The organism is Duganella rivi (assembly GCF_009857435.1).
GTDB classification, from domain to species: Bacteria; Pseudomonadota; Gammaproteobacteria; order Burkholderiales; family Burkholderiaceae_D; genus Rugamonas; species Rugamonas rivi.
Map to the genome: position 1 here is coordinate 630,244 of NZ_WWCK01000002.1, position 20,166 is coordinate 650,409.

Annotated in this window: 14 protein-coding genes and 1 tRNA gene; 10 read left to right on the top strand and 5 right to left on the bottom strand. The window is 67.3% G+C overall.

Annotated elements, in window-relative coordinates; all coding sequences use genetic code 11:
* Positions 1-17 precede the first annotated feature (17 nt).
* The gene (locus tag GTP45_RS07510; RefSeq protein ID WP_229258367.1) at positions 18-2,333 is read left to right on the top strand and encodes a discoidin domain-containing protein; all 2,316 of its coding nucleotides are present in this window, start codon (positions 18-20) and stop codon (positions 2,331-2,333) included.
* A gap of 95 nt (positions 2,334-2,428) precedes the next feature.
* On the opposite strand, the gene GTP45_RS29155 is transcribed toward GTP45_RS07510, so the two are convergent.
* The 5 genes from GTP45_RS29155 to GTP45_RS07535 all read right to left on the bottom strand — a co-directional run bounded on the left by GTP45_RS29155 (position 2,429) and on the right by GTP45_RS07535 (position 9,023).
* Positions 2,429-4,039, bottom strand: a complete 1,611-nt coding sequence (locus GTP45_RS29155; RefSeq protein WP_308494588.1) for a methyl-accepting chemotaxis protein — start codon at positions 4,037-4,039, stop codon at positions 2,429-2,431.
* Positions 4,040-4,130: 91 nt separating this feature from the next.
* Positions 4,131-6,275 carry a hybrid sensor histidine kinase/response regulator gene (locus GTP45_RS07520; RefSeq protein ID WP_229258368.1) on the bottom strand — a complete coding sequence of 715 codons (2,145 nt, stop codon included), beginning with the start codon at positions 6,273-6,275 and terminating at the stop codon, positions 4,131-4,133.
* Entirely contained in the window at positions 6,265-6,618 is a 354-nt protein-coding gene (locus GTP45_RS07525; protein ID WP_161013229.1) for an Hpt domain-containing protein, read from the bottom strand. The genes GTP45_RS07520 and GTP45_RS07525 overlap by 11 nt, the downstream gene beginning before the upstream one ends.
* On the bottom strand, positions 6,615-8,300 hold the full coding sequence (locus GTP45_RS07530) for a sensor histidine kinase (RefSeq protein ID WP_161013230.1): 1,686 nt from the start codon (positions 8,298-8,300) through the stop codon (positions 6,615-6,617). The genes GTP45_RS07525 and GTP45_RS07530 overlap by 4 nt, the downstream gene beginning before the upstream one ends.
* A gap of 111 nt (positions 8,301-8,411) precedes the next feature.
* The gene (locus GTP45_RS07535; RefSeq protein WP_161013231.1) at positions 8,412-9,023 is read right to left on the bottom strand and encodes a response regulator; all 612 of its coding nucleotides are present in this window, start codon (positions 9,021-9,023) and stop codon (positions 8,412-8,414) included.
* Between the two features lie 163 nt (positions 9,024-9,186).
* Between GTP45_RS07535 and GTP45_RS07540 the strand changes: the two genes are divergently transcribed.
* The 9 genes from GTP45_RS07540 (at position 9,187) to lpxO (ending at position 20,164) form a co-directional block, all read left to right on the top strand.
* Complete coding sequence (locus GTP45_RS07540; RefSeq protein WP_161013232.1) at positions 9,187-10,248, top strand: HD domain-containing phosphohydrolase; 1,062 nt, start codon at positions 9,187-9,189, stop codon at positions 10,246-10,248.
* Positions 10,245-10,514, top strand: a complete 270-nt coding sequence (locus GTP45_RS07545; protein WP_161013233.1) for a helix-turn-helix domain-containing protein — start codon at positions 10,245-10,247, stop codon at positions 10,512-10,514. The genes GTP45_RS07540 and GTP45_RS07545 overlap by 4 nt, the downstream gene beginning before the upstream one ends.
* Before the next feature lie 12 nt (positions 10,515-10,526).
* Positions 10,527-10,715, top strand: a complete 189-nt coding sequence (locus tag GTP45_RS07550; protein WP_161013234.1) for a hypothetical protein — start codon at positions 10,527-10,529, stop codon at positions 10,713-10,715.
* A gap of 97 nt (positions 10,716-10,812) precedes the next feature.
* On the top strand, positions 10,813-13,257 hold the full coding sequence (locus GTP45_RS07555) for a hybrid sensor histidine kinase/response regulator (RefSeq protein ID WP_161013235.1): 2,445 nt from the start codon (positions 10,813-10,815) through the stop codon (positions 13,255-13,257).
* Positions 13,254-13,874: an ANTAR domain-containing response regulator gene (locus tag GTP45_RS07560; protein ID WP_161013236.1), complete on the top strand. Its 621-nt coding sequence runs from the start codon at positions 13,254-13,256 to the stop codon at positions 13,872-13,874. Before GTP45_RS07555 ends, GTP45_RS07560 begins: the two co-directional genes overlap by 4 nt.
* A 296-nt stretch (positions 13,875-14,170) precedes the next feature.
* The gene (locus GTP45_RS07565) at positions 14,171-15,112 is read left to right on the top strand and encodes a diguanylate cyclase domain-containing protein (protein WP_161013237.1); all 942 of its coding nucleotides are present in this window, start codon (positions 14,171-14,173) and stop codon (positions 15,110-15,112) included.
* A complete protein-coding gene (locus tag GTP45_RS07570) occupies positions 15,109-19,026 on the top strand; it encodes a CHASE domain-containing hybrid sensor histidine kinase/response regulator (RefSeq protein WP_161013238.1) in 3,918 nt (1,305 codons plus the stop codon). The genes GTP45_RS07565 and GTP45_RS07570 overlap by 4 nt, the downstream gene beginning before the upstream one ends.
* A 61-nt stretch (positions 19,027-19,087) precedes the next feature.
* Positions 19,088-19,163 (top strand) — tRNA-Gly (locus GTP45_RS07575).
* 101 nt (positions 19,164-19,264) lie between these two features.
* A complete protein-coding gene (gene lpxO / locus GTP45_RS07580; protein ID WP_161013239.1) occupies positions 19,265-20,164 on the top strand; it encodes a lipid A hydroxylase LpxO in 900 nt (299 codons plus the stop codon).
* The last annotated feature ends 2 nt before the right edge of the window (positions 20,165-20,166 follow it).

Genomic DNA, 20,166 nt, shown 5'->3' on the forward strand with positions numbered 1-20,166 from the left:
CGGCACGGAGAAACCATATGAAACGCATGACCACCATGGCGATCGCGCTGGCGCTGACCTTGCCACGCCTGGCCGGCGCCGCCGGCCCGATCCCGTATGCGAGCGAGCACATCATCGCCGCCGGCGACAGCGCCGCCGTGATCGCCGAAAAAGCGGCCAAGGTGCTGCCGCGCCCGAACCAGTCGGCCTGGATGCGCATGGAACGCACCTTCTTCCTGCACTTCGGCGTCAACACCTTCAACCAGGTGGAGTGGGGCAGCGGACGCGAAGACCCGGCCATCTTCAACCCCAGCGCGCTGGACGCGAACCAATGGCTGCGCAGCGTCAAGCAGTTCGACGGCAAGATGCTGGTGCTGGTGGCCAAGCACCACGACGGCTTCGCCATGTGGCCGAGCCGCTACACCGCGCACTCGTCGGCGGCCAGCCCGTGGCGCGGCGGCAAGGGCGACCTGGTGCGCGAAGTGGCCGACGCTGCGCGCGCCGCCGGCGTCAAGCTGGGCATCTACCTGTCGCCGGCCGACCTGTACCAGCTGCGCACCAATCCGGCCAACCCCGACGGCTACTACGGCAACGGCAGCGCCGTGCGGCTGTCCACCATCCCCACCGATCCGGCCAGCTTCAAGAGCGATCCGGCCAGGGGCCGCGCGCCGGCGCCGGGTTTCGGCACCTTCAGCTACCAGGTCGATGACTACAACCGCTACTTTCTCAACCAGCTGTACGAGCTGCTGACCGCCTACGGCCCGGTGCACGAAGTCTGGTTCGACGGCGCCAACCCCGACCCCAGCGTGACCGAGCGCTACGACTACGCCGCCTGGTACGACCTGATCCGCAAGCTGCAGCCGCAGGCGGTCATCATGGGCAAGGGGCCGGACGTGCGCTGGGTCGGCACCGAGAGCGGCTACGGCCGCACCACTGAATGGAGCGTGGTGCCGCTGCCCACCGCGCCGGGCCAGTTCGACTGGCCGGACATGCAGGCGGCCGACTTGGGCGGGCGTTCCCGCCTCACGCCCGGCGCACACCTGTGGTGGTATCCGGCCGAGACCAACGTCACCGCGCTGGCCAACGGCCAGTGGTTCTGGGCCGCCAACAAGAAGCCGCGCCCGGTGGCGCAGCTGGTCGACATCTACTACGCCTCGATTGGCCGCAACAGCAACCTGATCCTGAACCTGTCGCCCGACCAACGCGGCTTGCTGCCGGACGACCAGGTGACGGCGCTGGCGCAGGTGGCCGAGGTGGTGCGCGCCACCTTTGCCACCAACCTGGCGGTCGGCGCCAGGGTCGAGGCCGACCATGCCGCGCCCGGCCACGGCGCGGCGGCGACGCTCGACGGCAAGCTCGACACCTGGTGGGAGGCCGCCGCCGGCCGCAGCGACGGCATGCTGACGCTGCGCCTGCCCAAGCCGGCGCGCTTCGACGTGGTGTCGCTGCAGGAGGCGGTGGACCAGCGCGGCCAGCGCATCGAAGCGTTCGTGCTGGAGACCTGGGACGGCGCCGCCTGGGTCGCCGCGAAGACGGTCGCCAGCGATGCGCTGACCACGGTGGGGCATCGCCGTCTGCTGCGGCTGGAGGCCCCGGTGACGGCGTCCAGGGTGCGCGTGCGCATCACCGGCGCGCGGCTGGCGCCGACGCTGGCCGAGATCGGCCTGTACCTGCAGTCGGCCGATCTGCTGCCGCCGGCGATCGCCGACCGCGGCGCCGACGGCAGCGTGCGCATCAGCCATGCCGCCGGCGGCAGCATCGTCTACACCACCGACGGCAGCGATCCCGGCCGCCATTCGCCGGTCTACACGGCGCCGCTGGCGCTGGGCGGGAGTAACCTGGTCAAGGCGGCGCGGCTGCTGCCGGACGGCCGGCTGGGCGTGATCGGCGCGCGCAACTTCATCGGCCTGTCGCCGCGCGGCTGGAAGGTGACGACGGTGGCCAGCGGCGACCTGCAGCAACACCGCGACAGCGCGGCGCTGGCCATCGACGGCGACCCGGCCACGTTCTGGGAAACCCGGTGGCCGTCGGACCCGCAGCTGCCGCACGCGATCACGGTGGACATGGGCGCGTTGCACCGCATCGCCGGCCTGGTGTACCAGCCGCGCCAGGACGGCCAGCTCAACGGCACGGTCGAGCATTTCCGCTTCGAAACCAGCGCGGACGGCGCGCAATGGCACACCGCCGTCGCGCGCGGCGTGTTCTCCAACGTGCGCAACAATCCCGACCTGCAGGAGGTGCGCTTCGCGCCGACCGGCGCCCGTTACTTCCGCTTCACCGCGCTGGACGACGTCTGGCACAACGGCTGGACCAGCGCCGCCGAGCTGACGGTGATCCCGGTCGAAGCGCCATAGTACCGGCAGTCCGTGGGCTGCCCTTTTTGCATTGAGGCCAGTTGGAGTGGACTCTTGCGGAGAAACACTCGACAAACGGCAGGGTCTTTGATGCCTCAGGCGTAGGCCAAGGCCAGGTGGTTGCGCGTCGCTCGCAGCGCGTGTGGTTTCGCCTTCGCGGGCAGGGCGGGTGCGCCACCCGGCAGGCGGAATTGCCCCATCAGGCTGGTCAGCGCATCGGCCTGCTCGCGCATGGCGACCGCGGCGGCGGCGGACTGCTCGACCAGCGCTGCGTTCTGCTGGGTCATGTCGTCCATTTGGGTGACGGCCTGGTTGATTTGCTGGATGCCGTCGCTCTGTTCACCGCTGGCTTCGGAAATTTCGCCCACCACATCCGCCACGCGGTTGATGCTGTCGACGATGCGCTGCATTGCGCCACCGGCCTGCGCCACCAGCACGCCGCCTTGCTGTACGCGGGCCGACGAGTCGTCGATCAGCGCTTTGATTTCCTTGGCCGCTGCGGACGAACGCTGGGCCAGGCTGCGCACTTCGGAGGCGACCACGGCAAAGCCGCGGCCCTGGTCGCCGGCGCGCGCCGCCTCGACAGCGGCATTCAGCGCCAGGATATTGGTCTGGAACGCGATGCCATCGATGACGCTGATGATATCGACGATGCGGGAGGAGGCGGCGCTGATGGCCGCCATGGTGTCGACCACCTGGCTCACCACCTGGCCGCCTTCCTGCGCGGTGCCGGCGGCGTCGCTGGCCAGCCGGCGCGCCTGCAGTGCGTTGTCGGCGTTGTGCTGGACGGTGCTGGTCAGTTCCTCCATCGAGGATGCGGTTTCCTCGAGCGCGCCGGCCTGCTGTTCGGTGCGGGCCGACAGGTCCATGTTGCCGCTGGCGATTTCGCTGGAGGCGGTCTGGATCGCGTGGGCGCCGTCCTGCACTTCGCCGATGATGGCGGTAAGCTTGTCGCTCATCTGGCTCAGTGCCCGCTGCAGCTGGCCGATTTCATCGTTGCTGCTGTTCTGGACGCGCACCGTCAGGTCGCCGCCGGCCACCGCGTCGGCCAGCGACACTGCGTCGCGCAGGGCACGTACCAGCTGGCGGACCAGCAGCACACCCGCCGCCGTCACGCCCAGCGTGATCAGGATGGCGATCGTGCCCGACAGCAGCATGGCGTTGCTGCGCGTCGCGGCGGCTTGCTGCGACGCCGCGTCTGCCAGCTTGATGTTGTAGGCGCGATGATCGTGCAAAGCCTGGTCCGCAGCGGCGATTTCTTTCTGGATCGCCATCTGTTGATGACGCGCATCCTCGAAATTGTCCGCGGTCGACAGCGCCAGCACGGCATCGCGTGCCGCGTAGTAGGCGTTCAATTTGTCGCGGTCGTCCTGGAGCAACTGGCGGTCATGGTCGTCCGACAGGTCTTCTTTTTCATATTGTGCCAGTACGTCCGCAATAAGTTGCTGGTGCGCGCGAATATCTTGCAGAGCAGCGGTCTTGTCCGCCGGCGCGGCGCTGGCGATGTGCTTCCAGACCAGGATGCGCATGCGGAACATGGCTTCCGCCGCATCGTCGAGGTGCTCAATGCTGGGTAAAGAATTGTCGTTGGCGTAGTTCGCCGCCTCATAGACGGAACGAATCTGCAGCATGCCACTTGCGCCCAGCGCGATCAGACCCGTGACAGCAATGAAAATCAGGATGTACAGTTTTTTTGCAAAAGACATGATGGACTCCAGCCGAAGATGGCGGCACCTGCCGCGTTGAAGCCATCATGCCACTGACATTTGATGAAATCAATTAATTTGATTAAATCGTTTATTTATGTTGTTCTGCGGCATCATTTGAGGGCAGCCAGCGCGCCAGCATGGTTGAGAACGCCGTGGTGGTGAACGGCTTGCTCAGGTAATCATCGGCGCCTGCTGCCAGACAGCGTTCGCGGTCCCCCTCGATGGCGCTGGCGGTCAGTGCCACCACCGGGGTACGTGGCCGGTTTTGCGCCTGCTCCCACAGGCGGAAGCGACGCGTCGCTTCATAACCGTCCATGACCGGCATCATGCAATCCATGAGTACGATGTCATAACTGCCGCGCTCGAGCGCCGCCAGCGCCTGGGCGCCGTCATGCGCCTCGTCGACTTCCCAGTCGAGTTTTTTCAGCAGGATGGAGGCCAGTTGCCGGTTCATTTCGGAGTCTTCCACCAGCAACACCCGCTTGCCCGCGGCTGGCGAGATTGGTGTGGGGGCCGGTGCCGGTGCCGGCACGCTAAGGTAGCGCGAGGGAATATCAACGCTGAAGCTTGCCCCTGCGCCAGCCTCACTGGTGCAGGTGATGCTGCCGCCCATCAAGCCAACCAGCCGATGGCAAATCGCCAGCCCAAGCCCGGTGCCGGTGTAACTGGCATCGCGTTCAGGCTGGCTGAACGGTTCGAACAATTGTGCCTGCGCCGCAGCGGCGATGCCGATGCCCTGATCGCGCACCCGGTATCGCAGCAGCCATTGCTCGCCCTCGGGACGGGCGCTGAAGCTCAGTTCGACCTCACCGCTGGAGGTAAATTTAATCGCATTGTCGAGCAAGTTGCCCAGAATCTGGCGCAGGGCGCCGATGTCGCCCTCGACTTGCCCGGGCGGTGCACTGCACCGGTACAGCAGCCGCAGGCCCTTGCGTTCAGCGGCCGGGCGGTGCAAGGCCACCATTTGCGCCACCAGCTGCCCCGGATCATATGGCTGACGGCTGATCGGCATCCGATTGGCCTCAAGCCGCGAAAAGTCCAGCAGGTCGTTGATGATGTTCAGTAGCTGGGCCGTCCCCTGATGGACGTTGTTGGCATAGCCGCGCTGCTTGGGGTCGAGCTTGGTATCGAGCAGTAATTCGGACATGCCCAGTATCGCATTCATAGGCGTGCGGATTTCATGGCTCATCATGGCCAGGAAGCGCGATTTGGCGGCGTTGGCCTCGTCCGCGCGCGCCTTGAGCGCCAGCGCCTGATTGGCGTCGCTTTCGCGCCGGGCCAGCAAGCGCGCCACCAGCCAGAATGCCGCCAGTGTGACCAGCGCACTGGCGGCGCCGACAGCGCCGATCAGGCGCATGCTGGTGTGCCAGCCGGAGAACAAGGTGCGGTCGCTGATGCTGGCGCTGAGCAGCACCGGATAGTCGCGCACCGCGCGTACGGCAATCAGGCTGGCGGCCGCCGCGCCGGCGCCACGGCCGGGCGCAAGGTAGATGATATCGTGTTGCTTGCCGCTGGCGAGGCGCGGCATGTCGAGCGCCGATGACGCCAGCGGCCAGCGCGCCAGCAGCGTGGCATCCTGCCGGTACAGCGCGATTGCCGCTTGCCCGTTCAGGCTGGCGGTACGGAATGACTCGCTCAGATAGGCGGCCGAGATCCCGACCACTGCCACGCCGGCAAATCGGCCATGGCTATCGTCGAGCCGCTGGCTCAGGTAAAAAATCTGGCGGCCGTCGCGCGGGTCCGCCTCGGGTGCGCTCAGATAGGGCTGCGCGACTGCGTGGCTGCGGTGGTAGCGAAAATAATCGCGCTGCGCGACGCTGGCCGGTACCGCCGGATGACCGCGCGTGGAGGCCTGCACTGTGCCGGCCGCATCAACGATTTCGGCGACCGCGATTTGCGGCAGCATGGCGGCCTGGTCGCGCATGCTGCGGTGGACCTCAAGGCTGTCGAGGTTGCCGGTATTGCTGTGCGCCAGGCCGGCCAGGCTATCGAGCATCAGGTGGCCGGAGCCCAGGGTCTGGGCGACGTTCTCCGCCAGCACCTGGCTCAGGTTGCCAAGGTCCAGTCGCCAGTCCGCGATCTCATGCTCGCGCAGCAGCCAGCCGGAGGCGCCGACGCTGGCGCCGAGCAGCGCCAGCAGTCCGGCGCAGATCAGCGCCGCCAGCCGCCGTGCGCTGCCGCCCGCGCGCTGGCCTGGCGCCGGGCCCGCGGCCACCACCGGTTCAGGCGGCAATGCTGTCATCCTCAACGCTGGCCGTCACTTCCGTTAGCACTTGCATGAACAGCCGGCCCAGTTCCGGCGTCTCTGCCGGCTGCTGGCTGCGCGCCGCCACCTCCAGCGCCTGCAGCTGCGCGGTCAGGCGGTCGGCGCCGACCAGGGTGGTCATGCCCTTGAGGGAGTGGCTGAGGCGGCCAATGGCGGCATAATCGCCGCGCTGCAGGGCGCTGACCAGCTGGCGGAACAGCTCCGGCGCATGCTCCATGAAGGTTTGCGCCAGCACGCGGAAGGTGCTGCGGTCGCCAGCCAGGCGCATCAGCACCGCCGGGTCGATTGCTTGGTAGATAGCTGTGCTCATGATGATGCCTCCTCGCTCATGGTGATGGCGCCGGCGGCGTGCTGCAGGCGCAGATAGGGCAGGGTCACCACAAAGACCGTGCCGTCGTTGTTGCTGCTTTCCAGCAAAATGGTGCCGCCCATCAGTTGGGTCAGGCGATGGGCGATGGCCAGGCCGAGGCCGGCGCCATCGCGGCCGCGGCTGGCGCTATCGTCGGCCACGGTAAATTGTTCAAACAGGCGCTGGCGCACGGCGGCAGGAATGCCGGGGCCGGTATCGCAGACGCGGAACATCAGCTGGTTGGGGGCGCTGCGCACCAGCAGCCGCACGCTGCCGGCGCTGGCCGCCTCGACCGCGTTGCGCAGCAGGATATCGAGCACGCGCAGCAGCTTGGCGCGGTCGCACACATAATGGCGCGGCAGGTTGTGGCCGAACTCCAGTTTCAGCGCCAGGCCCTTGGACTCGGCCATGGTGCGATGGGCACTCAGCGCGCGCTGCACCAGCTCGCCAAGCTGCTCCTGGCGCAGATCCAGTGCCGCATGGCCTGATTCGAGTCCGCTCAATTCCAGTACCGCTTCGACCAGGCCAAGCAGGCGCATCCCGCATGCATGGATACGGCTGGCAAAATCACCGGTTTTGCTGGCGCCCAGTTCAGCCTGCAGCAACTCTGAATAGCCGAGCACGCCATTGAGCGGGGTGCGCAGTTCGTGCGACATATTCGACAGGAAGCGCGACTTGGCGACGTTGGCGGCACAGGCCGCTTCGCGACTGACAATCAGGCGGCGCGTCAGCGCGCTCAGGGCGGCGCTGAAGGCCAGCACCACGGCGGTGACCAGGGCCGCCAGCGCCAGCGACAAGCGCTGGTGCTCGACAAAGCTGGCCATGCGTTCCTGGCGATCCAGGCCCACCAGCGCATACAGGGGCAGGCCGGTCAGCGGCGCATAGGCATAAAACCGCTTGCGGCCATCGATCGGACCGTCGTACACGCCGCCGCCGGCGCCGCGCAACATGGCGCCAAACACCGCGCTGGACTTGATATTCTGGCCCAGGCTGTCCTGCTGGCCGACGCGCCGGGCCCGCACCACGCCATCGGCGCCGATCAGGGCGACCGAGCCGAAGTGACCAACGTCCACTTCGCCGTACAGGTGGGTGAAATACAGCGGATCGAGCGACACCACCACTACCCCGCCGAAACTGCCGTCGGCCATGGTAATCCGGCGCGAGACTTGCAGCGACCATTTGCGCGACACCCGCCCCAGCACCGGCGCGCTGACATACAGCAGATCGGGACTATGGGCGCTGTGAATCCGGATGTGCGGGCGATCCGACAGGTTGGTCGGCACGAAAGGCTGGCTCGACAGGACGACATTGCCCTGCGCGTCGACAATGGTGAACAGGTTGTACAGGCGGCCCGCACCGAGGCTGCTTTTCAGCTCTTCACTGACATTCAGGCGCCGCCCCTCGGCAGCGTAGCGCTGGCGCAAGAACAGCGCGGCCTGGTCGGCGGCCAGCACGGTGCGCGCCGCGTGTTCGCTGAACAGCCGCACCAGGTCGCGGCTTTCGCGCTCGGCGGCGGCGCGCACCTGGCGCTCATCGTTATCAAGCTGCCACAGCGTCAGGCCCCAGGTGCCGGCCAGCAGCAGCACGGTGAACACCGCCAGCGTCCAGCGGGTGTCGCAGTATCGTTGTACGGATTGCCACATGGCGTACTCCCGTGGCCGGTCGCTGCCCGAGATGGGCGGCGTTCTGCCGGCCTGATAACTGAAGCATGCGTCAAATTCCCGGATTTGTCAAATTCAATTAATTCGTTAAATTTATTTGGTGTCGCGTTCTAGCTGCGCGCAGCAGGCCCGCAGATAGCCGCGCAACTCGTCAAAGTTGACCGGCTTCTGGAAAAATACCACGCCGCGCGGCACACCGCCGCGGGTCTGCAGCGCCTCATGGTCCAGGCCCGACAGGATGGCAATGTGCATCGGCCGCAAATGGCTGTCGGCCAGGATGGTATTGATCAGTTCGTAGCCATCCATGCCTTCCATCAGGATGTCCACCAGCAGGATGTCAGGCTGGCGCCGCGCCACTTCCAGCAGGGCCTGGTAGCCGTTGTCGCAAAAGGCCAGCGTGGCGGGCAGGCCCCAGCTGCCGATCTGCTTCTGGTACAACTGGCGCTGCATCGGGTTGTCCTCGACGATCAGCACCGCGGCGGCGCCGGGGGCGCTGTGCGGCTTGGCCGGCGCCAGCTCGGCGCCCGGCTGCAGCTTATAGGCCATGACGGCGGCCAGCGGGATACGGCGGTGGCCGCCCTTGGTCTTCCAGGCCTCGATTTCGCCAGCCTCCACCAGCTGTTGCACAGTGGACACAGAAATGCCCAGCAATTCCGCCGCGCGCTGCGTGGTGCAGACCTCCTCAGTTTGTGTTGCATTTTTCATAGCACTCGTTGTCACCAATAAACTACATCAACAATTAAAATTAACGAATATATCGATTTCATCATAAATTCAGGCATAATCGATTTTAATGACGAATCAATTGACCGACGCCATTATGCCGCCGATCCCGGTGAACGCCTAGGGGAACCCGAAAGGAGCTGTGATGAAAGTGCTGGTCGTAGACGATAACCAGATGAATCTGGACCTGTTCTGCCACATGCTCAGCATGCTGGACGTGGCCAACGCGCTGCCCATGCACGACGCTGCTGCCGCGCTGGCCTGGTGCGGCCAGCGCGTGCCGGACCTGGTGGTGGTGGACTATATGATGCCGGGCATGGATGGCATCGAGTTCCTGCGCCATTTCCGCGCCCTGCCGGCCATGCGCGAAGTGCCGGTGGTCATGGTCACGGCCGATACCGAAGTGGCGGTGCGCCACCAGGCGCTGCGGCTGGGCGCGAATGACTTCCTGACCAAGCCGGTCAACAGTATCGAGTTCAACGCCCGTATCGGCAACCTGCTGGCCTTGCGCCAGGCCCAGCTGCAACTGGCCGAGCGCGCCGACAGCCTGGCCGAAGCCGTGCGGCGCGCCACCGCCGCCATCCTGGCGCGCGAGCACGAAGCTATCCACCGGCTGTCACGCGCGGCCGAATTCCGCGATAACGACACCGGCTCCCACCTGCTGCGCATGGCCGCCTACGCCCGCCTGATCGCCAGCCGGCTCGGCCTGGACGACACCGAATGCGACCTGATTTGCGACGCCGCGCCGATGCACGATATCGGCAAGGTCGGCATCCCCGACGCGGTGCTGCTCAAGCCCGGCCCGCTGACGCCGGAAGAGCGCGCCATCATGCAGCGCCATCCGCAGATCGGCGCCGACATCCTGGCCGACAGCGAGTCGCCCCTGCTGCAGGCCGGCGCCGTGATCGCCATCAGCCATCACGAACGGTTCGACGGCGGCGGCTACCCGCACGGCCTTAGCGGCCACGCGATACCGCTGTACGGCAGGATCGTCGCCGTCGCCGATGTATTCGACGCCCTGACCACCGCCCGTCCCTACAAGACGGGCTGGGAGCTGGGACGGGCCATCGCCTATCTGCAGGAGCAGCGCGGCGGCCATTTCGATCCAGCTTGCGTCGATGCGCTGCTGGCCGATACCGACGCGGTGCTGGCGATCCAGCGCCGCTTTCATGATCCTGAAGTTGCAACGATGAGGAGTGCAGCATGAGCAGCAAGAAAAGCGGCCGGCCGGCCGACCCGCCCCTGTCCCATTGCCTGCTGGATGGCGTGATGGCGCGCCAGCAGATCAAAAACGATGCTGAGCTGAGCCGCTGGCTGCAGCTGGCGCCGTCCAGCATCAGCAAAATCCGCCGGCGCCGCGTACCGGTCAGCGACGGCGTGCTGCTGCGGGTGCACGACGCCTTCGATATTCCGATTGCCGAACTGAAACGCTTGCAGGCGCGCCAGGCCCACCTCGACCAACGTCAACCTTAAACGGAGAGCATCATGCCCAAACAAGCCATCGACGACAGCGCCGTGGCCGCCGTCTTGCAGCAGATCTGGCGCCTGCGGCTGACGCTGCGCCAGCAGCAACAGCTGAGCGGCCAGATACAGGCACGCCAGCAGGCCCGCCGCAGCGAGCAGGTCTGCACCGCCCTGCAGCGCTATCTGTATCGTGTTGATAGTCAGCGTTGAGGTAGCGCCTTCGCAACACTTGCCCGGCCATGCCGAAAAAAAACCGCAGCGGCAGGCGGTGCTGGTGCTATTGTGCTAACTCATACCGGATAGCAACATGCCTGACTCACACCGCTCCCGCTCCCTGATTACCGCCACCGGCGCGGCGCTGCTGCTGACCATCGCCAGCGCGCTCGGCATTGCGCTGTACCAGGCGCGTGATAGCGAAATTGCCGAATGGCGCGACCAGCTCGGCAGCACCGCCTTGCTGCTGGCGGAGCAGACCGCGCATGAAATGGGCGCGGCCGACCTGATGCTCGACGGCATGCTGGAACGGATTCGCCTGCTGGGCGTGCACAGCGATAGCGAACTGCGCGCCAGGCTCAGCGACGAGGCCGAGTTCCAGCGCCTGCAGGACCGCAAGCGGGTGCTGCCGCAAATCGACGTTGCCACCATCGTCGCCGCCAACGGGCAGGTGATCAATTTCACCCGCAGCCATCCGGCGCCGGCCATCAACCTGGCCGACCGCGACTATTTCCAGGCGCACCGCGCTTCGGCCGAACTGGGCCTGTACGTGAGCAAGCCGGTACGCAACAAGGGCAACGGCGCCTGGACCTTTTATTTGTCGCGCCGCATCAATGCGCCGGACGGCCAGTTCCTCGGCGTGGTGCTGGTCGGCGTGTCGAGCCAGCAGATCAGCGATTTCTACGGCAAGATCCGGCTCAGCGAAGGCTCGGCCGTTACCCTGTACCGGCGCGATTTCACGGTGCTGGCGCGCTGGCCGCACCAGGACGATGTGATGGGCCAGATCAACCGCAATGGCAGCAGCTACGAGATTATCGTGCGGCGCGGGCTGGAGTCCGGCACCGCCATCGTTGCCACGCCGCGGCTGTCGGACAACGGCCGCACCGTGGTGCGCATGGGCGCAGCACGGCTGATCCAGAACTATCCGCTGGTCATCAATGTCGGGGTGCCCGAGGAGGTGTTTCTGGCGCAGTGGCGCAACTTCGCCATCCAGCTGACCGCAGTGGGGGCGGTGTGCAGCCTGGCGGTGCTGGCGGCGTGCGTGATCGTGCTGCGCGCCATGCGCAAGCGCGACGGCGCGGTCCGCGAACAGCGCGCCTTGAAAGCCGAAGCCGACGCTGCCAACCGTGCCAAGTCGGCCTTCCTGGCCATGATGAGCCATGAAATCCGCACCCCGCTGACCGCCGTGATCGGCTTTGCCGAACAGCTGGAACATGCGGGCCGCGCCGAAACCAGCGAACTGGGACGCATCATTGTGCGCAACAGCCAGCACCTGCTGTCGCTGATAAATGACATCCTCGACATGTCCAAGGTCGAATCGGGCAAGCTGGTGCTGGAAAGCGTGCTGTTCTCGCCGGAGGAAGCGCTGAATGCCGTCAGCGCACTGATGCGCACCTCGGCCGCGCAGCGCGGCATCGCCTACCAGGCCGCGGTGCACGGTGCGTGCCCGGCGGCGCTGCTGGGTGACCCGACCCGCTGGCGCCAGATCCTGCTCAACCTGGTATCGAATGCGATCAAGTTTACCGAGTATGGTGAAGTCGAGGTGGCGGTGTGGTACGACAGCGAGGCCCAGTTGCTGGGGTGCCGGGTCCACGACACTGGCATCGGCATGAGCGAGGACCAGGTGGCCAACCTGTTCACCCCGTTCACCCAGGCCGACAGCAGCGTGGCGCGCCGCTTCGGCGGCACCGGCCTCGGCCTGTACCTGGTGCGGCAACTGGCCCAGGCCATGGGCGGCGGCATCCAGGTCAGCAGCGCCAAGGGGCAGGGCACCACCATGACCGTCACCATCCGCGCCGACATCGCGCCGGCGGCGGCCCTGCCGATGGCGGCGGCGCCGGCGCTCGAGCAAGGCCCGGTGAGCGGCCACGTGCTGGTGGTCGAGGATGGCGCCGACAACCGGCTGCTGATCAGCAAGCTGCTCGAGCGCATGGGCGCCACGGTCAGTTGCGCCGGCGATGGCGAGCAGGGCGTGACCGAGGCACTGGCCAAGCTGCCCGACCTGGTGCTGATGGATATCCAGATGCCCATCCTCGACGGCCTCAGCGCCACGCGCCAGTTGCGCGAAGCGGGCTACCGGCGGCCGATCGTGGCGCTGACCGCCAATGTGCTGGCGGAGGACCAGGCGCGCTACCGCAACGCCGGCTTCGACGACTGCCTGGCCAAGCCGATCGAGCGGCCGGCCTTTGAGGCGGTGGTGGCGCGCTACCTGCGGCGCGAAGTGGCGTTGGCCAGCTTCGACGACTTGCCTGAATTCCATTCCATGGTGCACGCCTTCCGCGCCAGCCTCGGCCAGCGCGTCGAGCAGGCGGCGCTGGCGCTGGAACGCGGCGACCTGTACGCGGCGCAGATGGCGGCGCACTCGATCAAGGGCTCGGCCGCCACCTTCGGCTGTCCCGACAGCGGCGCCCAGGCGGCGGCGCTGGAACTGGCCTGCCGCCACGGCGACGCGGCGCAGGCCGGCGCCGCGCTGGCACGCTTGCGCGCCGCCAGCCACCGCGAAGCGGGCGGCACGGCAGAACTGGAAACCGCGCCATGAACCATGCCGCCGATCGCTTGCCGGCGGCGCCACTGGTGCTGCTGGTCGACGATGATCCGATGATCCTCGGCTTGCTGGCGCGCACGCTCGAGGCGGCCGGTCTGCGGGTGCGGCTGGCCAGCAGCGGCGCCCAGGCGCTGGCCTCGCTCGACGATGCGGCGCTGCCCGAACTGGCGGTGCTGGACATCACCATGCCCGATATGTCCGGCCTCGAGCTGGCGGCGCAGTTGCATGGCGTGCCGCATATGTTCTTGTCGGCCAACGACGAGCAGCAGGTGGTGGAGCAGGCTGCCCGCAGCGGCGCGGTGGGTTTCCTGCGCAAGCCGATCGACCTGGCGCAGCTGCTGCCGGCGGTGCGCGCCGGGCTGGCGCGGGGCGCGGAAATCCGCAGCTTGCGGGCCGAAGAACAGCGGCTCGGGCAGGCCTTGCGGGAAGGGCGTGAAACCGGCATGGCGATCGGCCTGCTGATGGAGCGCCACCGGCTCGATCAAGTGAGCGCGCTGAATTTGTTGCGCGAGCACGCCCGCTCCAGCCAGCGCCGCCTGAACGATGTCGCGCGCGAATTGCTGGCTGCGGCCGACACCCTGAATACGCTGGGCGGCGCGCCGCGCAAGTGAGGCGCGGGCGCGACACTAGCGAGCGCGAAGTGGCGACGAAATTGGTTTTAGGAAATTTTTTGTGATAGTCTGTAATCATTGATCGTGACAGCGCCAGAACCATGCCGCGGCCCCATCCTGCTGCGGCGGCTGCGCGCTGCAATGGCTGGCCTGCTCCCCGTCCGGGCAGGAGACAGCTGACGCGGCCCCTTCCCGCCGCTCCCCGGAACCGGCCCCGCAACGACTGCTGCGCAGCGGCGGAAGGCCTAGCAGGAGCGTGTCATGTTTTCCCTTATTTCTTTGTTGCGGCGTGCATCATGGGCAGTATGATGCATTTCCCTTTGCAAGCGCCGGCGTCGGCGCGCGCCACGGTGCTGGTGATTGACGACCAGCCACTGAATATCCAGACCGTCTACAGCATGCTATCGCAGCAGTACGAGGTGCTGATGGCCACCAGCGGCGCCGACGGCATCGCCATATGCCAGGCGCAGCAGCCGGACATCGTGCTGCTGGATCTGGTCATGCCCGGCATGAGCGGCATGGCGGTGGCCGAGCGCCTCAAGCAGGATCAGCGCACCGCCGCCATTCCGGTGATTTTCATTACCGCCAGCACCGACCCGGTCGAGGAGTCAGCCTGCTGGGAAGCCGGCGCGGTCGATTTCGTCAGCAAGCCGCTCAATCCGATGACGCTGCGCCACCGCATGCAAGTACACCTGACGCTGCGGCGCCAGGCCGAGGCATTGCAGCGGCTGGCCTTTCTGGATGGCTTGACCGGCATTCCCAACCGGCGCTATTTCGACCAGCAGGCGGACACCGCGCTGGCCGTCGCGCGGCGCAGCGGCGCCCCGCTGACGCTGATGCTCGGCGACGTCGATTTCTTCAAGCGCTACAATGACCTGTACGGCCACCAGGCCGGCGACGCCTGCCTGACCCAGGTGGCGACCGCGCTGCAAGCGGGCTTGCGCCGGCCCGGCGATTTCGTCGCCCGCTATGGCGGGGAAGAATTCGCGGTGCTGCTGCCGGGCTTGGGGAGGGACGACGCCTTGCGGCTGGCGCAACACCTGTGCCAGCAAGTGCGCGCCTTGCAGTTGCCGCATGCGGCGGGCACGGCCGGCGGTACTGTCTCGCTCAGCCTGGGCGTGGCAGTCACCGACGGCAACGACAGCGTGAATCAGTTGCTGGCGCGTGCCGACGCCCAGCTCTACCGCGCCAAAGGCGCCGGCCGCGACTGCGCCTGCGTCGATGCCGGTCCGCCATGAGCACGGCCGCCATCTGGCACCGCTGGCGCGCGCCATGGTTGCTGGCGGCGGCCGGCCTGGTGCTCAGCAGCGCCGCCGCGTTCTACCAGCAAGGACAGAACCAGCGCCTGCTGCAGCAGCGGCTGCAGGTGGCCGGCAACACGGCGGCCGCCCACATGCAGCAACACCTGGGACGCTACCTCGATGCCTTGCAAGGCTTGCGCGGCGTGGTGCTGACGGCCGGCGCGGCGCACATGGGCCAGTCTGAACTCAATCTCTACCTGGCCAGCCTGGCGCCCGAACAGGAACTGGGCAGCGCGCGCAGCTTCGGCTTCGTGCGGCGCGTGGCCCGGCACCAGGAAGCCGCATTCGTGCGCGACCAGCGCAGCCGCCAGCCGGATTTCTATCTGCGTGAATTCAGCCGTCACCAGCAGGACCGCTATGTGGTGCAGGCTTACCGCTCGCTGGACGGCGGCCAGCCGCTGCTGGGACTGGACCTGGGCTCGGAACAGCTGCGCCGCCACACCGCCGAGCTGGCCATGCACGACGGCGATGCGCGCATGACGCCGCCGGTGATGCTGTTCGGCAGCGGCGAAGTGCGCCCAGCCTTCCTGCTGGTGCTGCCTGTGTATGCCGGCGGCGCGGTGCCGCCCCGCGCGCTGCGCGACGCGGCGCTGCTGGGCTGGACCTACGCCGCGCTGCGCATCGAGAAAGTGGTGCAGGACGTCGGCGCCGAAGCCGGCGGCCTGACTTTCAGCCTGGACGACATTACCGAGCGCGTGCCGATCCGGGTGCTGCCGCGTCTCGAACACGCCGAAGCCGATACGCTGCGCGCCAGCACCACACTGGACACCCATGGCCGCCGCTGGCGGCTGACGGTGCAGGCCGGAGACACTTATGTCTTGCGCCAGCACTTGCCGTCGCCGGGCGTGGTGTTTGCCGCCGGACTGGCGCTGACCGCCGCGCTGGCGGCGCTGCTGGCCGTGGCCGCCGCCGGGCGCCGCCGCCGCGACGAAGCCCTGGCTGGCCAGGCGCGCCTGGCTGCCATCGTCGACAGTTCAGCCGATGCGATTATCGGCAAGGATATGCAGGGCCGCATCACCAGCTGGAACCGCGGCGCTGAACGCCTGTTCGGCCATAGCGCGGCGCAGGCGCTCGGCCATACGGTCGGCGAATTGCTGGTGCCGGTCCATTTGCAGTACGAGGAACGCGACATCTTGCGCCGGCTGAAGGCGGGCGAGACCGTGCCCGATGTTGAAACCCAGCGCCTGCACCGCGACGGCCATCTGGTCGATGTGTGGGTGGCGGTGGCGCCGGTACGACACCCGGACGGCAGCGTGATCGGCGCCGCCAAGACGGTGCGCGATATTACCGAACGCAAGGCCGCCGAACTGCGCGTGCGCGCCGCCAACGCGCGCCTGGAAGACACGGTGGCCCAGCGCACCGCGCAGCTGCGCGACACCAACCTGATGCTGAGCAATGTGCTGGACGCGGCCACCGGCGTGGCCATCATCGCCTGTGCCGTGGACGGCAGCATTACCGTGTTCAACCGCGGCGCCGAGCGCATGCTGGGCTACCATGCCGAATCCATGCTGCGGGGCGCGACGCCGATGCGCTTCCATGATCCCGGCGAGGTGGCGGCCTATGCCGCCGAACTGAGCGAACGGGAAGGGCGGCTGGTCGGTCCATTCGAGGCGCTGGTGCTGGCGGCCGAGCGGGCCGGCGCCGAAACCCGCGAATGGACCTATATCCGGCAGGACGGCAGCCGCCTGACGGTGTCGCTGATCGTCACCGCCATGTACGGCGCGCAGGGCGAGCTGAGCGGCTACCTCGGGGTGGCGATGGACATCACCCAGCGCCACGAGCTGCTGTCGTCGCTCGAGCGGGCCAAGGAGGAAGCGCTGGCCGCCAGCGCCGCCAAGTCCAATTTCCTGGCCAATATGAGCCATGAAATCCGCACCCCCCTGAACGCGGTGCTGGGCATGCTGCAACTGGTGCAGGCCACGCCGCTGGCGCCGCGCCAGCGCGACTGCCTGGCCAAGGCCGGCAGCGCCGCGCGCGCCCTGCTGCAGCTGCTTAACGACGTGCTCGACTATTCCAAGATCGAGGTGGGCAAACTACAGCTGGACCCGCATCCGTTCGACAGCGATGCCATGCTGCGCGACCTGGCGGTGGTGCTAGGCGGCAACCAGGGCGGCAAGCCGGTGGAACTGATCTTCGACCTGGATCCGCAGCTGCCGGCGGTGCTGATCGGCGACCGCCTGCGGCTGCAGCAAATCCTGATCAACCTGGCCGGCAACGCCCTCAAGTTTACCGAGCGCGGCGAAGTGAGCGTGTGCCTGCGCGTGCAGGCCTGCAGCGAAGGTAGGCTGCGCTTGCGGGTGGCCGTGACCGATACCGGCATCGGCATCAGCCCCGCGCAGCAAGCCGGCATCTTCGACGGCTTCACCCAGGCCGAAGCATCGATCTCGCGCCGCTACGGCGGTACCGGGCTGGGACTGGTGATCAGCCGCCGCCTGCTGGGCCTGATGGGCAGCAGCCTGCAGCTCGACAGCACACCGGGCCAGGGCAGTTGCTTCTGGTTCGAGGTCGATCTGGGCTGCGGCGCGCCGGCGCCGGCGCCGGCCCTGCCGCCGTGCACGCTGCTGATCGCGCACGGCCATGCGGTAGCCGGCGGCGCCCTGCAGCGCATGGCCTGCGGCCTGGGCTGGACTGCGACCCTGGCTGGCGACGGCCTGGCGGCGTTGCAAGCGCTGTCGCTGCAGCGCTATGACGCGGTGCTGATGGACCAATCGTTGCACCAGCGCGCCACGCTGGAGCGCCACGCCGCCGCCAGCGCCCAGCCACTGGTGCTGTTGGCGCCGGGCTGTGCGGCGCCCGCCTCCGGCGAAGTGCTGAGCATGCCGGCCACCCCGCACATGCTGGCGCAAGCGGTGCAGCGCGCGCTCGATGGCCCAGCGGCGCCGCCGCAGCTGGAGCCGGCGCCGCGGCGCCTGCAGGGCATGCGCATCCTGCTGGTGGAAGACAATTCGCTTAACCGCGAAGTGGCCGGCGAGCTGCTGGGCAACGAAGGCGCGCAGGTGGCACTGGCCGAAAATGGCCGGGAGGGCGTCGATTACCTGCTGGCCGCGACCAGCCTGCCCGACGTGGTGCTGATGGACATGCAGATGCCGGAAATGGATGGCCTGGAAGCGACGCAGCGCATCCGTGCCGCGCTGGGGCCGGCGCTGCGCATCGTGGCCATGACCGCCAACGCCGGCGACGCCGACCGCGCCAGTTGCCTGGCGGCCGGCATGGATGACCATGTCGGCAAGCCGATCGACCTCGAACAACTGGTGTGCTGTTTGCTGCGCTCGGCCGCGCCGGCGCCGGCGCCGGCGGCCGAGAGCAACGAGGCGGCCGCGCTGGTACTGGCGCGCTTTGGCGGCAACGACAAGCTCTACCAGCGCGCGCTGGACGGCTTTGCCGGCCAAGGCCGCGACCTGGCGGCCCAGGCGGTGGCGGCGCTGCGCAGCGGCGAGCGGGCCGAGGCGGGCGTGGCGCTGCATACCTACAAGGGCCTGGCGGCCACGCTGGGCGCGCGTGCGCTGGCGGCCGAAGCGGCCGCGCTGGAGCTGGCCGTCAAGCGCGGCGAAACCGACGACGCGCTGCTGGCCCGGACCACGGCATTGCAGAAGGCCTGCGCCGGCGCCATGCAGCAGCTGCGGGTAGCGTTGGCCGCTGCGGTCAGCGCTACAGCGCCGCCGCCAGCGGTAGCGGTGGCCGTGCCAGCACAGCCGCCGGACGGGCTGGCGGCGCTGCTGGCCGCGGGCAACCTGCGTGCACTGGAGTGGGTCGAGCAACTGGCCGACAGCGGCGACGCCCAGTTGCGCGATGTCGCCCAGCGCATACAAGCGCTCGATTTTCCAGCAGCGTTGGCGTTGCTGGAAGAGTAAGTCACTGCGCCGTGAACCGCAACGGGGCGCAGGCGCTTTGGGAGCTGTTGCGAGACCCTAAGCGGGAGTAGCTCAGTTGGTAGAGCGCAACCTTGCCAAGGTTGAGGTCGAGAGTTCGAGACTCTTCTCCCGCTCCAAAATGAAAAAGCGCCACCATGGTGGCTCCCGCCGAGGTACGAGGCAGCCCGCCGAAAATGACAGTACAATGACAACTTATCAAAGTGTAAGAGGTTGGGCTATGAAGTACGCCGTCGTGGGTTTTTTATTTTTCTGTGTTCTGCATGTGCACTTTCGCGGCAAGGTGCGCCTGCCTTTCATGCGCCAGTTGTTCGACCACTCGTCGTTCATGGCGCCGATCAACCTGTTCATGCAGCTGTTCTCGCGGGTGCCCGCGCAGCCGTTCCTGGAGGCGGAGCGATGGGATGAGCTAGCGCCGCTGCAGCAGAACTGGCAAGTCATCCGGGCCGAGGCCGTGAACTTGCTGGCGCTGCAAAAAATCAAGGCTGCCGAGCAAAACAACGACGCCGGCTTCAATTCCTTCTTTAAGACCGGCTGGAAGCGCTTTTACCTCAAGTGGTACGGTGCGGGCCACCCGTCCGCCGAACGCCTGTGCCCGCAGACGGTGGCGCTGCTGCGCGGTATCCCGTCGGTGAAAGCGGCGATGTTTGCCGAGTTGCCGCCCGGCGCCAAGCTCAACCCGCACCGCGACCCGTATGCCGGTTCGCTGCGCTATCACCTCGGCCTGATGACGCCGAACGACGACCGCTGTTTCATCGAGGTTGACGGGCAGCGCCATAGCTGGCGCGACGGCCAGAGCGTGGTGTTCGACGAGACCTTTATCCACTGGGCCGTCAACGGCAGCGAGAGCAACCGCGTGATCTTGTTCTGCGATATTGAGCGCCCGATGCGCTTCCGCTGGGCTCAGGCGATCAACCGCTGGCTGGGGCGCACGCTCATGACGGCCGCCAGTTCGCCCAACGAGACCGGCGACCAGACCGGCGTGATCAGCAAGCTGTTCACCATCTCCTATGTGATGGGCCAGTACCGGCGGCGCTACAAGGCATGGAACAAGACTGCCTACCAGGTGACCAAGGCCGGCCTGATCATCGGCCTGGCAGCGCTGATTATCTGGTTATAGCG